The sequence below is a fragment of the Promicromonospora xylanilytica genome (genome assembly GCF_054782895.1).
In genome coordinates, this window is record NZ_BAAGRP010000002.1 from 361,692 (window position 1) to 373,931 (window position 12,240).

Consider the following 12,240-nt stretch of genomic DNA (forward strand, 5'->3'; position numbering starts at 1 on the left):
GGCGGGCCGCGGTCAGCCCTTGGTGGCGCCGGCGGTGAGGCCCGCGACGAGGTAGCGCTGTCCGAAGACCGCGGCGAGGAGCACCGGCACGGTCATGAGGGTCGCGGCCGCCATCAGGCCGCCCCAGTCGGTGCTCGCGTAGGACATGAAGTTGAACAGGAGCACCGGCATCGTCATGGTCCGCTCGTCCGCGAGGATCAGGGCGAAGATGAAGTTGTTCCAGCTGAAGACGAACGCCAGCACAGCGGCCGACGCCGTGCCCGGCGCCGCGAGCGGCAGCGCGATCCGCAGGAACGCCCCGAAGGCGGAGAGCCCGTCGGTCCGTGCGGCGTCCTCGAGCTCGACCGGCAGGCCCTCGAAGAACCCGATCATGATCCACAGGATCAGCGGCACGGACACGAACATGTGGCTCAGGACCAGCACCAGGTGGCTGCCGACCAGACCGAGCTGCGCGAACATGTAGTACCAGGGCACCAGCAGCGAGATGGCCGGGATGATGCGCGCCACGAGGACGATCGAGCCGGTACGGCGCATCCGGAACCGGCCCACCGCCCAGGCGGCGGGCACTGCGATGACCACGCTCAGCGCGGTCGAGACGACGCCGATGACCATCGAGTTGCCGAACGAGTCCACGAGCGCGCCGTCGGCGAGGACGTTCCTGAAGTTGTCCCAGGTGGGCGAGAACGCCAGCCCGACCGTGGGGTCGGTGACCTGGACGTTCGTCTTGAAGGCCGCGGCGATCATCCAGATGACCGGCAGCGAGATGACCGCGCACACGACGGTGATGAGAACGGCGCGCAGAGCGCCGTACGCGCGCTGCGGGCCGCGTCGGCGGCGGACCACGACGGGCTGGGCAGCTCGGGCGGACGTGGTCACGGCGCTCACGAGGCGCTCCTCTCGGTCCGGCGCCGCAGAAAGACCACCACGGCCACGATGAACAGCGTGAACAGGACCAGGACGGCGGAGGCGAGGCCGTACTCCTGGTAGTCGAAGGTGAGGCCGTAGGCGTAGACGTTCAGCGTCTCGGCCTCGAAGTCCGAGCCGCCGCCCGGGCCCTTGGTCGCGTAGATCAGGTCGAACGTCTTGAGCGCGTCGACGCCGCGGAGCACCAGAGCCGTCAGGACCGTGGTGCGCAGCATCGGCAGGGTGATGTGGACGAACCGCTGCCACGCGTTGGCGCCGTCCACCCGGGCGGCCTCCTCCGGCTCCTCGGGCAGCGTCGTCAGGCCGGCCAGCAGCAGGATGGTCATCATCGGGGTCCACTGCCACACGTCGATGAGCATGAGGGTGGGCAGCGACTGCGAGACCGAGCCGAGGAACTCCTGCGGCGGGATCCCGACGGACCCGAGCAGGTGGTTGGCGATGCCGTTGGTCGGGTCGAGGATGAGCATCCAGAGGATGCCGATGGCGACCGGTGTGGCCAGCAGCGGGACCATCAGGATGGTGCGGACGACCTCCATGCCGCGGAACGGCTTGCGCAGGAGCATCGCGAGGGCCAGTCCCAGGATGGTCTCCAGCACGACGGCACCGAGCGTGAACACCACGGTGCGCCCGACCGCCGGCCAGAACCGGCGGGTGTCGGTGAGCGCGTCGGCGAAGTTCTGCAGGCCCACGTAGGTGTTGCCCGCGTTCACGGCGCCGAACGCGTCGGTGAGGCTCAGGTTGATCGTGAACACCAGCGGAAACACGATCATCAGGCCGACGAAGGCCAGTGCGGGCGCGAGCAGGGCCCACTTCAGCCGGCGGTTCGCCGTCTCGAAGGTCACCACCGGCTTCTCGCCCGACGGCGGCGTGCGCCGGACGGCTGCGGCGCCGTCGGCGGCGCGGGTCGTGGTCGTGGTCATCAGAACTCCCGCTGACGGTTGTCACGGACGAGGAAGTCGTCGAACTCGGCGTCCGCGTCGGCGGCAACGGTGGGGACGTCCTCGCCGAGGATGCCCGCCACGAGCGGGCGGCCCACGATGTCGCGGGCGCGGCCCACCTGCATCACCGCCGGACGGTCGTACCCGACGCCGTTGGTGGCGTTGACGCGCATCGCCTCGGCGAGGTCGGCGGGGAAGGACGCCAGGGTGTCCGGGTCGTCCCAGACCGACTGTCGGGCGCCCGGGATGCCCTCGGACTGCAGGCGGGCGACCATGCGCGGGCTGGACGCCCAGCGGATGAACTCCCAGGCGTCGTCGCGCAGCAGCGAGAACTCGTTGATCGCGAGGCTCCAGGAGGGGATGTTGTGCGGCACGGAACCCGCCTGACCCGCGGGGAAGGGCGCGAACCCCACGGTGTCGGACACCGTGGAGATCGAGGTGTCCAGGAAGTTGCTGTAGATCGCGTCGGCGTCGACGTACATCGCGGCCTTGCCCTGCGCGAAGATCGGCATCGCCTGTTCGAGGCTCATGTTCGTGGCCCCCGGCGGACCGGCCTCGTGCAGCAGGCGCCCGTAGTACTCGTAGGCGGCGACCGCCTCAGGCGTACCGAGGCCGGACCGGCCCTCGTGCATGAAGTCGCCGCCGAACGAGTACAGGAAGCTCGACCACTGGGTGACGGCGCCGCTGCGCTGCCCACGGCCGACGTACCCGAAGAAGCCCTCGCTGCGGCGCTCGAGCTCCAGGGCGATGTCCAGCATGTCGTCGAGCGTCTTCGGCGCTCCCCCGAAGTCCTCGAGCAGGTCCTTGCGGTAGTAGAGCGCGGGGCGCTCGGTCACGACGGGGACGCTCACGGCGGCGCCGGCGGTGATCGAACGCTCGCGCGGCGCCGCCTGGAAGTCGGTCCAGCGGTACCCGGAGTCGCCCTCGACCCGGTCGGTGAGATCGGCGATCCAGCCGTTGCGGGCGAACATCAGCTGGTCCTGCAGCGGCCGCACGGTCATGACGTCGATGTCGGTGGCGGACGCGTTGAGCTTGACGTTGAAGCTCGACGTCAGCTGGTCGGCCGTGAGCATCCGGAGGGAGACCTTACGGCCGATCCGCTCCTCGAGCTCCGGCAGGTACCGGCTGATCGCCTGCGTCCACACGTGGTTGATGGCGAGGACCCGCAACGGGGCGCCGGGGGCGGCCGTCCGCGGCCCGCGCGAGCAGGCCGCCAGCACGGACGTCGCAGCGAGCACGCCGAACGACCGTCGGCTCAGCTCGCCGGCGCGCCGTCGGCTCGGGGACTGTGTCATGCGTGCGTCACACCTCCGTGTGTGGCCTGGAGTCACTGGTCCAACTGGTAGGACCAGTTGGACGCTAGCACGACGACTCCGCAGCGCCCAAAACCCTGGGCGCGCTCCCGGCCGCGCGCCTGCGCTACCGCCCCAGCAACGTCTCGATGTGCCGGGAGGCCATCAGGTCGAGGCCGACGTCGAGGTCGGGCCCGTAGGTACGCAGGCCCAGCGCGAGGTGCTCGCGCATCCGCTCGCGCGCGAGGTCGACGTCGCGCGCCCGGATCGCCTCGACGATCTCCGGGTGGTGCGGCACCCCCGGCTCCCCGATCCGCGGGTCGGAGTTGGACCGCAGCATCATCTCGAACATCATGCCGCCGATCGACGACAGCATGATGCGCAGCACCGGGTTGCCGCAGGCTGCCGCGATGGTGTCGTGGAACCGGAGGTCCTCGCGCGCCTTGTCGACCACGTCGCCCGCCGACTCGACCCGGTCGAGCGCCCGGACTATCGCCTCGACCTGCTCGTCGGAGGCACGCTCCGTGGCCAGCCCGGCGATCTCCACCTCCAGCGGGATCCGCGCCTCGATGAGCTGCCGCACCGTCGGCCGCTCGGTGCGGTACAGCGCGTCGTACCCCCGGGCATGCGCCGACGACTGCTCGGTGACGAACGACCCGCGGCCGGGCGCCACCTCGATGAGGTCGGTGGCCTCCAGGCGGCGCAGCACCTCCCGGATCACGTTCCGGCTCGCGCCGAACTGCACGGCGAGCTCGCGCTCGGACGGCAGCTTGACGCCGACCGCCCACTCGCCCGTGCGGATCTGCTGCTCGAGCTGCCGCGCGATGTGCTCGGTGAGCAGCCCTCTGCGTCCGGCCGTGCCCGTGTCGCGGGGGTCCGGCGGCGGCGCGAGGGGGGAAGTCATGCGTCGAGGATAAGCACCGGCGCCGCCCGATCCGCTCCGGCGGCCCCGTGCGGAGGTCTCCGCGCCGAGCCTATGCGCACTGCTCGTAGGCGTACGCCGCGTCTCCGGGCCCCACCAGCTCCCGGTCGCGCAGGATCGTCAGCGGGGCACGGTCCGCGCCGGCGCACACGACGTCGAAGCTCTCCGGCAGGTTGTCGGTGTACTCGACCTGGAGCACGTGCTCCCCGTAGACACCCGTGTACGCCCCGCACTCGTCGTAGGCCGCGCACTCCTCCGTGACGGCGAAGTCGAACCCGAGCGCCCGGCCCTCCGTCGTCACCTCGGCGGCGTTCTTCTGCCCGATCGCGAGGCCCGCCTCGTGGGCCAGGGTGATGTACGACGCCGCGAGCGCCAGCGCGTCGTCCTGCTCGATCAGGCCGGTGCCCGGGTCGGTGAACCGGGTCCACGTGTCGAGGTTGTCGATCTCGGCCGCGTCGAAGCCGGCGTCGGCGCAGCCCGTGAGCACGGGGCCGAGGATGCCGAGGATGCGGTCGCGCTTCGCCGGGGTGGACGGGTCCAGCACGTACTCGTCAGGCCAGTCGGGGTCGATGACCAGGTTTCCGGCGGCGTCGTGCAGCAGCAGGTCCTCGTTGCCGTCGAGCCAGAGGTCGGCCTCGCCCGGCTGGGTCTGGAAGCCGTTGACGTAGCAGACGTTGTAGGCGCCGGCGGCTGGGTCGGCGGTCGCGTCCCGCACCACGACGTCGAGCCCGCCGTCGGGCTCGTAGGCGGCGCCGAGCTGGTAGTCGAAGTGCCCGCTGACGGGCGGGAGCGGCACGTCGGCGACGGTGACCGACGCGGCGTCCCGACCGGTGTCACGCTCCTCCGCCCCGGCGCTCGGACCGCCCTGGCAGGCGGTCAGCGTGAGGGCGACGAGCGCGGTGACGATCAGCTGAGGCATCTGCCGATCGTAGGTGGAACGTCGCGGTGGCAGAACGGGAGGCCGGCAACCGCTCAGTCGGAGTGATCGCTCCCGCCCTGCCACCGGATCAGGCCTGTGGTCCGGCGACGGCCTCCGCGATCGGCGTCCGGCCGTTGCCGAACGGGATGGTGCGTCCCACGGTGGAGTCGTCGGCGAGGACCGCGGCGGCCACCGCCGCGACGTCGGCCCGCGAGACCCGGCCGTCGCCGGGGTCGACCACGTCGATGAGACCCGTCGGCTCCTCCATGGTGAGCGGTCCCGGCTGGAGGATCGTGTAGTCGAGCGCCGAGGCACGCAGGTGCTCGTCGGCAGCGGCCTTCGCCTCCGCGTAGGCGAAGAACGAGTTGTCCTCCGGCACACCGTGGTCGGTCTGGGCACCGAGGTACGACACCATGACGTAGCGGGCCACCCCCACCGCCCGTGCGGCGTCCATCGTGCGGATGGCGGCGTCACGGTCGACGGCGTAGGTCCGGTCCGGGTTCCCGCCGCCCGCGCCGGCCGACCAGACCACCGCGTCCTGCCCCTCCACGACCGTGGCGAGCCCGTCGGTGTCGAGGTGCTCGACGTCGGCGACCAGCGGGATCGCCCCCGTGGCTGCCACCTCGTCCTGGTGGTCCGGGTTACGGATGACGCTCGTGACGACGTCGCCTCGCTCCACCAGCAGCGGGGCGAGCCGGAGCGCGATCTTGCCGTGGCCACCGATGATCAGAACACGGGACATGGTGCTTCCTTCCGTTGGGTTCGGGTCCAGGCTATGCCGGACGGCGGGCGCACCGGGCAGCGGACGGCACGCCGCTCAGGCCCCCTGCCGCTCCGCGCGCCGCCGCACCAGCTCGTCGACCGCGCTCGGCAGCGTCGTCTCGAAGTCGATCAGCTTTGCCCACGTCGGCGTCACGACGATCCGGACCATGCCGTCGGTGTAGAGCGAACGCACCTCCGCCTCCCACTCGACCCGCTGCTCGGCCGTCATCTCGTAGGTCGTGTTCGCCTCGAGGTACTCGTCCGGTATGCCGTCGACGGGGTCCAGCTCCGCGCGGCCGCGGACGAGCAGGATCTTGGGCGGGTGCACCTCCGTGTCCACGGTCAGGGCGACCATCGGGTTCTCCCGCAGTGCCGGGAGCTTGGGTGCGTTCTTCGTGGTGCACATGACGATCTGCGTCCCGTTCCACACGAACGCGATCGGTACGTTGCGGGGTGTGCCGTCCTTGGCCACGTAGGCGAGGCGTGTCACGTCACGGCCGAGCAGCTCCTGGCTGAGCGGCCGGTCAAGGATCTCTGTGACCTCGTGCGGTTCCATCGTCATCACTCCTGTCGTGAGGCGGCTTCTCGTAGCCGCTCCTGACCCTGGGACGGAGCGGGGGCCGAGTTCTCGACATCCGCATCAGGAACGGAATTTCATTGTTCTCCCGGTCGTGGTCGGATGTCCCTCGTCCGAGTCTCCACAGCACCGTCGCCGTGAGGTACAGATGACCGAGCGCATCCTGCCCGACGCCGAGACGATCGAGGCCGCCCTCGCCTCCCACGCGGGGCCATGGGGTCACGGCGCCCGGGTGCTCTCGGTGCGGGACCTGTCCACCGGCCTCGGCCAGGCGGCGGTGCTCCGGGCGAGCGTCGTGCCGCGGCACTCCCCCGCCTCCCCGTGGATCGTCAAGATCCTGGGCTGGGGCCGCCAGACCTTGCTGGACTCGCGCGACCGACTGCTGGACCGCCGCGAGGCGCACTTCTATGCCAGCGGCATCTCGGACCTGCTCCCCAGCGGGCTGACGACGCCGCCCGCCGCGACGGTTTTCCGGCACCACGACCTGACCTGGCTCGTCATGCGTGACATCGGCGCCGTGCTGCAGCAGAGCTGGACCCCCGGCTCCGCCATGACGGCCGCACGGCGGGCAGCTCTCCTGTACGTGCCGGGAGCGGTTCGCCCCGGCCTGCTCGACGCGCCCTGGCTGGAGCTGGCCGGCTACGCCGCCTATGCCCATCACGTTCCGGCCGGCCACGACAACCTCGAGACCTTGGCCGACGACCCGCGGCTGCGGGCGCTGTTCACGTCCGAGCAGGTCGACGCCCTGCACACCTGCCTGGACGCGGCCGAGCAGCTCGGCGCGCGGGCCGCCGAGCTGCCCGGCACGCTGGTGCACGGTGACCTCACGCCCCGCAACGCCGGTCTGGACCCGTACGGCGCCCTCGCCCTCATCGACTGGGAGCACGTCGGCGTCGGACCGGTCGGGTTCGACCTGGGCACCTTCGTCTCGATGTACCGCGCGTTCGGCGGCAACGGCGAGCTCGACGAGCCGGCCCTGCTGGAGGCCTACGCGCAGGCCGTCAGCGACCTCGCCGGCACCGACCTCCGGCCGGCCGCGGCGCTCGGCTTCGCCACCGCCCACCTCACCTGGGGCCTGCACCTCCGCCTGGGCCCCGGCCTGACGGCGGTGGGACAGGGCCTCAACCGCGACGCGCCGGCGCGGCTCGCCGCGCACCTCGACGACATCCGGTCGGGCTGCCTGCGCGCCCTGTCGTGGGCCGCGGCGGCCGGTGCCGACGCGCCGCTCAGCCCACGGTGGTCATGACGCGTGGTTCCGTGCGCACCCTGGCCGGCAAGTCCGGCGCCGGTACCGCGCCCCCGATCACGGCCCTGTCCGACGCGCTCTCCGCCGCCGGGGCAGCGGGCCTGGCCTGCCGCCGTCCGAAGGTGTCCCAGGCGGTCCGGACCGCGACGGTCACCCACGCCGCGACCAGGGCCACGAACAACAGCACGGACAGCACCGCGAGCGCCGTCAGCCCCGTGTGGGCGGCCAGACCGGCCGCCGCCGTGACGCAGGTGCCGACCGGGAAGGTGAACGACCACCAGGTCAACGAGAACGGCAACCCGCGGACGGCGGCACGCAGCGTGATCGCCGCGGCGACCGCCGCCCACAGCAGGGCGAAGCCCAGCACCGCGACCCCGAAGACGATGGCGAAGTACATGAGCCCGCTGTCGAAGCCCTGCCCGAACGTGCCACCGGCGTTGGCGGCCAGCAGGCTCACGGCGGTGACCGACTGGCCGAGCGGGCCGAGGGCTATCCACAGGGTGGGGACCATCCTGCTCGCGCCCACCTGGTGGTGCATGAGCCGGCTCCAGAGCTGGGGCAGGATCACCAGCGACGCGATCAGGCTCAGCCCGAACATCGCGTAGCACGCCAGGAGCATCGTCTCGCGTGCCTCGCCCGCCGGGAGGTACGGCAGCAGGAGCGCGCCGGTGGCCGCTGACACCATGGGTGGGACGACCGGCATGAGCCATCCGGCGAACGCGGCGTCGGCCGGGTTCTCGTGGCGGGTGAAGGCGAGGTACGGCACGGCGACCGCACTGACCAGGCCGCCCAGCGTCCCCGCCGTCCAGAGCACCGCGTCGATGACGAGGGCTGCGTCCAGCCCCACGACGTCGCGCCCGACCAGGAGCGTCCCTGCCCCCACGGTGAGCAGAGCCATGGGCGGCGCACCGTAGAAGTGCGCCATCACGGGGTCGGCGTGGTGGGCGCGTGCGGCCGCGGGGTGCCGCAGCCAGTGCAGCGCCGTGGCCGTCAGGAAGAAGACGAGCATCGCCGACGCGAGCAGCCAGACGCCGAGCGCCACCTGGCGCAGGCCGGGAAGCTGCACCGGCAGCGTCACCGCGGAGGTGGCGACGATGCCCGTACCCATGACGGAGGCGAACCAGTTCGGGGTCACGTGGGCGATGCTGAAGCGGGCCATACGCCTCAGTCTCCCTACGGCCCGGCCCGCCCGGTATCCTCCATCTCATTGTGGAACCACAACCTCACGTTGTAGCTGGGAGCGGTGTGGACCTGCCGACGCTCCGGCTTCTCTCGGCGATAGCGGAGGCCGGGTCGATCACCGCCGCCAGCAGGACGCTCGGCATCACCCAGCAGGCCGCCTCCACCCGGATGCGCCGGCTCGAGCGGCAGCTCGGGGTCGCGCTCCTGGTCCGCGGCCCCCGCGGCAGCTCGCTCACGCTCGACGGGACGATGGCGGCGCAGTGGGCCGCCGAGGCGGTGGAGGCCGCCGACCGCTTCGACGCCGGCGTCGCCGCGCTCCGCACTGCCGGGCACGCCAAGCCCCTGCTCATCGCCGCGAGCCTCACCGTCGCCGAGTACCTGCTCCCCCGCTGGCTCATGACGCTCCGGGAGCGGGACCACGCCGAGACCGCCGTCTCCGTGACCGCCACGAACAGCAAGCACGCCATCGAGCTGGTGACCGACCGCAGCCACCAGCTCGGCTTCGTCGAGACCCCGACGGAGATCCCGGGCCTGCTCACCACCACGGTCGCCAGGGACGAGCTGGTCGTCGTGGTCGCACCGCAGCACCCGTGGGCCCGTCGCCGCGCCGTGAGCACCGCCGAGCTCGCGCGCACCCCGCTCGTCACCCGCGAGCAGGGCTCCGGCACCCGGCTCAGCGCGGAACAGATCCTGGCCGACGCCGGGCACGAGATCCCGACCCCGCTGGCCGAGCTGCCGACGACCGCCGCGGTCCGCACGGCTGTCGCGTCCGGTGCGGCCCCCGCGGTGCTGAGCATCCTGGCGGTGCGGGACGACCTCACGGCGGGGCGGCTGGTCCGGGTGACCGTCAAGGGGCTGCGCTTCGTCCGCGAGCTGCGGGCCATCCGGTCGCCGGGCACCGCGCCGCTGCCGCAGCTGGAGTCGCTGCTGTCCATCGCGGCCCGGAACGGCTGAGCCCGGAACGGCTGAGCCCGGCGGCCGGGGCGCCCGGCGGTGCGCGGAGCCCTGCGGCCCGCTCAGACCTCGTCGTCGAACCGCGCCCGCGCCCGCTCGACGTCGGGCATGTGCTCCGTGCTCCAGTGGAACAGCGCGTCGATGAGGTCCTGGATGGACCGGCCGAGCGCGGAGATGCGGTACTCCACGGCGACCGGGCGCGAGCTGACCACGACGCGGTCGACCATCCCGTTGCGCTCGAGCCTGCGCAGGGTCGCGGTCAGCGACTTCTGGGTGACCACGGGGATCGCCCGGCGCAGCTCGTTGAACCGCAGGGGCCGCTCGCACAGCTCGTCGAGCACCTGCAGCGACCACTTGTCGAGGACCTGGTCCAGAAGTTCCCGGTGGTGCCCGGAGATCTGGATGCGTTCGGCGGCTTCGGTGGTATCCGGCATGAAACCTAGTCTCGTTGAAGTTCCCTCCGGCTACCAAGTACACATGGGATACCTGCTATTCCACCGGCGAGAGGACCTCCCATGACCGTGCAGCTGCTCACCCCCGACGGCATGTTCCAGCCCGTCCCGTACCACCATGTCTCGATCGGCACGGGCAGCCGCCACGTGCACGTGGCGGGCCAGATCTCCCGCGACTCCGAGGCGAACCACCTCGCGACGGACGATCTCGCCGGCCAGGTGGCGCAGGTGCTGCGCAACACGGCCCGCGGGCTCGCGGGGGCCGGCGCGACCTTCGCCGACGTGGTGCGCCTCCGCTTCTTCGTCACCCACTGGAGCCCCGAGAAGATCGACGACTTCATGGCGGGCATCGAGAGCGTGACCGAGGAGCTGGCGCTGCCGCAGCCGCTGCCGCCGCTCTCCGCCATCGGCGTCGACTACCTGTTCGAGCCAGACGTGCTGGTCGAGCTCGAGGCCTACGCGATCCTCGACTGACGTGTGGCGGGCGCCGTCGTCCCGAGCGCCGGCCTGTGCCCACCGCGACGACCGCGCCCGCGCACCTCACGACCCAGTATCTTGACGGGTGGGTCAAGATCGACCTAGGGTTCTTGACCATGACGTCAGGTAACGCGATCGCGGAGTCGGCCCCGGTGGCCGACCTCCCGGCGGACAGGTCTCCCGAGCCCGTCGACGGCGGCACGACCGCCCCCGCACCGTTCGAGCTCCTTCCCACCGGCGAGTCGTTCGGTGTCTGCGACCTGGACGGGGTGTGCTCCTGATGGCCGGCGAGGCGTTCGGCCAGACCGCCGACCGGCTGGTCGTCGACGTGTGGAGCGACGTGATGTGCCCGTTCTGCTACATGGGCGACACGCTGCTCGCGCAGGCGCTGGAGAAGTTCCCGCACGCCGCAGGCGTCGAGATCAGGTACCACAGCTTCCTGCTGATGCCGCAGCTGTCCGACGACGACGCCCCGGTCAGCCCGACCGAGCTGCTGTCGGCCAAGCACGGCCTCCCGCGTGAGCAGGCCCAGGCGATGAACGACCAGGTCACCGAGCGCGCCCGGCAGATCGGGCTGGACTACCGCCTCGATCAGGCGAAGGCCGTCGGCACCCGCACCGCGCACCAGCTCAGCCACTTCGCGGCTGGGCAGGGCAAGCAGCACGAGATGGTCCAGCGGCTGTTCGAGGCGTACTTCACCGAGGGCCTCGACGTCTCCGACCACCAGGTGCTGGCAGGCCTCGCCGCCGACGTCGGCCTGGACCGGGACGCGGCGCTGGCCGCGCTCGCGAGCGGCGAGTTCGCCGACGCCGTCGAGGCGGACATCGAGCAGGCGCGCCAGTACGGCATCCAGGGCGTGCCCTTCTTCGTCTTCGCCGGCAAGTACGCCGTGTCGGGCGCGCAGCCGGTCGAAGCGTTCCTGCAGGCCCTGGACACGAGCTGGAACGAGACCGTCGGCTCGCCCGCCGCCGCCGGCAGCGCGCCGGCCGGCGTCGGTCGATGACGGCAGAGTCCCCGCGGCTGCGCGCCGACGCGCGGCGCAACGTCGAGGGCATCCGCCTGGCTGCCCTCGACGTGTTCCGCGCGCACGGCCTGAACAGCCCGCTCGACGAGGTCGCACGCGCGGCCGGCGTCAGCAAGGGCACCATCTACCACCGCTTCGGCGGGCGGCAGGGGCTGATCGACGCGGTGGTCGAGGAGCTGGTCGCCGAGCGCATCACGGGCATCATCGCGGCGGTGAGCGCGATCGACGACCCCGTCGAACGGTTCGAGAGCTACCTGCGGCAGATCTGGCTGCTCCAGTACGACGAGCCGGCCGCCAACGACGTGCTGCTGCGCACCCTGCCCGGCTCCGAACCGGTCGCCGCGCTGTGCGAGCACGCCAACGAGGTCGCGCGCCGTCTGCTCGGCGACGCCCAGGCGACCGGGGTGATCCGGGGCGACCTCACGGCCGAGGACGTCCACCTCCTCATCTGGGAGCGCGGCATCATCGCCCGCTCCTGCGCCGAGCAGCCGCGCGACGGCTACCGCCGCCGCCTCGAGTTCACGCTCCGGGGCCTGCGCGGCGACGTGTAGCCGGAAACCGTCACCGCGTC

Annotated in this window: 15 protein-coding genes; 6 read left to right on the plus strand and 9 right to left on the minus strand. The window is 71.9% G+C overall.

What is annotated here, in order from left to right; all coding sequences use genetic code 11:
* Positions 1 to 12: 12 nt before the first annotated feature.
* From ACYVK7_RS03300 to ACYVK7_RS03330, 7 genes are all read right to left on the minus strand, one after another.
* Positions 13 to 885: a carbohydrate ABC transporter permease gene (locus tag ACYVK7_RS03300; RefSeq protein ID WP_460886245.1), complete on the minus strand. Its 873-nt coding sequence runs from the start codon at positions 883 to 885 to the stop codon at positions 13 to 15.
* Complete coding sequence (locus tag ACYVK7_RS03305; RefSeq protein ID WP_460886246.1) at positions 882 to 1,844, minus strand: carbohydrate ABC transporter permease; 963 nt, start codon at positions 1,842 to 1,844, stop codon at positions 882 to 884. Before ACYVK7_RS03305 ends, ACYVK7_RS03300 begins: the two co-directional genes overlap by 4 nt.
* Positions 1,844 to 3,157, minus strand: coding sequence for an extracellular solute-binding protein (locus ACYVK7_RS03310; protein ID WP_460886247.1), 1,314 nt, complete (start codon positions 3,155 to 3,157; stop codon positions 1,844 to 1,846). Before ACYVK7_RS03310 ends, ACYVK7_RS03305 begins: the two co-directional genes overlap by 1 nt.
* 124 nt (positions 3,158 to 3,281) lie before the next feature.
* Positions 3,282 to 4,058 (minus strand): FadR/GntR family transcriptional regulator, encoded by a 777-nt coding sequence (locus ACYVK7_RS03315; protein ID WP_460886248.1) that lies wholly within the window; start codon positions 4,056 to 4,058, stop codon positions 3,282 to 3,284.
* Positions 4,059 to 4,128: 70 nt separating this feature from the next.
* Positions 4,129 to 4,995 carry an endo alpha-1,4 polygalactosaminidase gene (locus tag ACYVK7_RS03320; RefSeq protein WP_460886249.1) on the minus strand — a complete coding sequence of 289 codons (867 nt, stop codon included), beginning with the start codon at positions 4,993 to 4,995 and terminating at the stop codon, positions 4,129 to 4,131.
* 88 nt (positions 4,996 to 5,083) lie between these two features.
* Complete coding sequence (locus tag ACYVK7_RS03325) at positions 5,084 to 5,737, minus strand: NAD(P)H-binding protein (protein WP_460886250.1); 654 nt, start codon at positions 5,735 to 5,737, stop codon at positions 5,084 to 5,086.
* A 75-nt stretch (positions 5,738 to 5,812) separates the two neighbouring features.
* Positions 5,813 to 6,319: a pyridoxamine 5'-phosphate oxidase family protein gene (locus ACYVK7_RS03330; protein ID WP_460886251.1), complete on the minus strand. Its 507-nt coding sequence runs from the start codon at positions 6,317 to 6,319 to the stop codon at positions 5,813 to 5,815.
* 163 nt (positions 6,320 to 6,482) lie between these two features.
* Between ACYVK7_RS03330 and ACYVK7_RS03335 the strand changes: the two genes are divergently transcribed.
* Positions 6,483 to 7,580: a phosphotransferase family protein gene (locus ACYVK7_RS03335; RefSeq protein WP_460886252.1), complete on the plus strand. Its 1,098-nt coding sequence runs from the start codon at positions 6,483 to 6,485 to the stop codon at positions 7,578 to 7,580.
* Here the strand turns inward: ACYVK7_RS03335 and ACYVK7_RS03340 are convergent.
* The gene (locus tag ACYVK7_RS03340) at positions 7,561 to 8,739 is read right to left on the minus strand and encodes a TDT family transporter (protein ID WP_460886253.1); all 1,179 of its coding nucleotides are present in this window, start codon (positions 8,737 to 8,739) and stop codon (positions 7,561 to 7,563) included. The two genes, ACYVK7_RS03335 and ACYVK7_RS03340, sit on opposite strands and share 20 nt — an antisense overlap.
* Before the next feature lie 86 nt (positions 8,740 to 8,825).
* Here ACYVK7_RS03340 and ACYVK7_RS03345 point away from each other — a divergent pair, with 86 nt between their 5' ends.
* Positions 8,826 to 9,716, plus strand: coding sequence for a LysR family transcriptional regulator (locus ACYVK7_RS03345; RefSeq protein ID WP_460886254.1), 891 nt, complete (start codon positions 8,826 to 8,828; stop codon positions 9,714 to 9,716).
* Positions 9,717 to 9,778: 62 nt separating this feature from the next.
* On the opposite strand, the gene ACYVK7_RS03350 is transcribed toward ACYVK7_RS03345, so the two are convergent.
* On the minus strand, positions 9,779 to 10,150 hold the full coding sequence (locus ACYVK7_RS03350; protein WP_460886255.1) for a winged helix-turn-helix transcriptional regulator: 372 nt from the start codon (positions 10,148 to 10,150) through the stop codon (positions 9,779 to 9,781).
* Between the two features lie 81 nt (positions 10,151 to 10,231).
* Between ACYVK7_RS03350 and ACYVK7_RS03355 the strand changes: the two genes are divergently transcribed.
* From ACYVK7_RS03355 to ACYVK7_RS03370, 4 genes are all read left to right on the plus strand, one after another.
* A complete protein-coding gene (locus ACYVK7_RS03355) occupies positions 10,232 to 10,642 on the plus strand; it encodes a RidA family protein (RefSeq protein WP_460886256.1) in 411 nt (136 codons plus the stop codon).
* A 119-nt stretch (positions 10,643 to 10,761) separates the two neighbouring features.
* On the plus strand, positions 10,762 to 10,926 hold the full coding sequence (locus ACYVK7_RS03360; protein ID WP_460886257.1) for a hypothetical protein: 165 nt from the start codon (positions 10,762 to 10,764) through the stop codon (positions 10,924 to 10,926).
* Complete coding sequence (locus ACYVK7_RS03365) at positions 10,926 to 11,648, plus strand: DsbA family oxidoreductase (protein WP_460886313.1); 723 nt, start codon at positions 10,926 to 10,928, stop codon at positions 11,646 to 11,648. The genes ACYVK7_RS03360 and ACYVK7_RS03365 overlap by 1 nt, the downstream gene beginning before the upstream one ends.
* A complete protein-coding gene (locus tag ACYVK7_RS03370; RefSeq protein WP_460886258.1) occupies positions 11,645 to 12,220 on the plus strand; it encodes a TetR/AcrR family transcriptional regulator in 576 nt (191 codons plus the stop codon). The genes ACYVK7_RS03365 and ACYVK7_RS03370 overlap by 4 nt, the downstream gene beginning before the upstream one ends.
* The last annotated feature ends 20 nt before the right edge of the window (positions 12,221 to 12,240 follow it).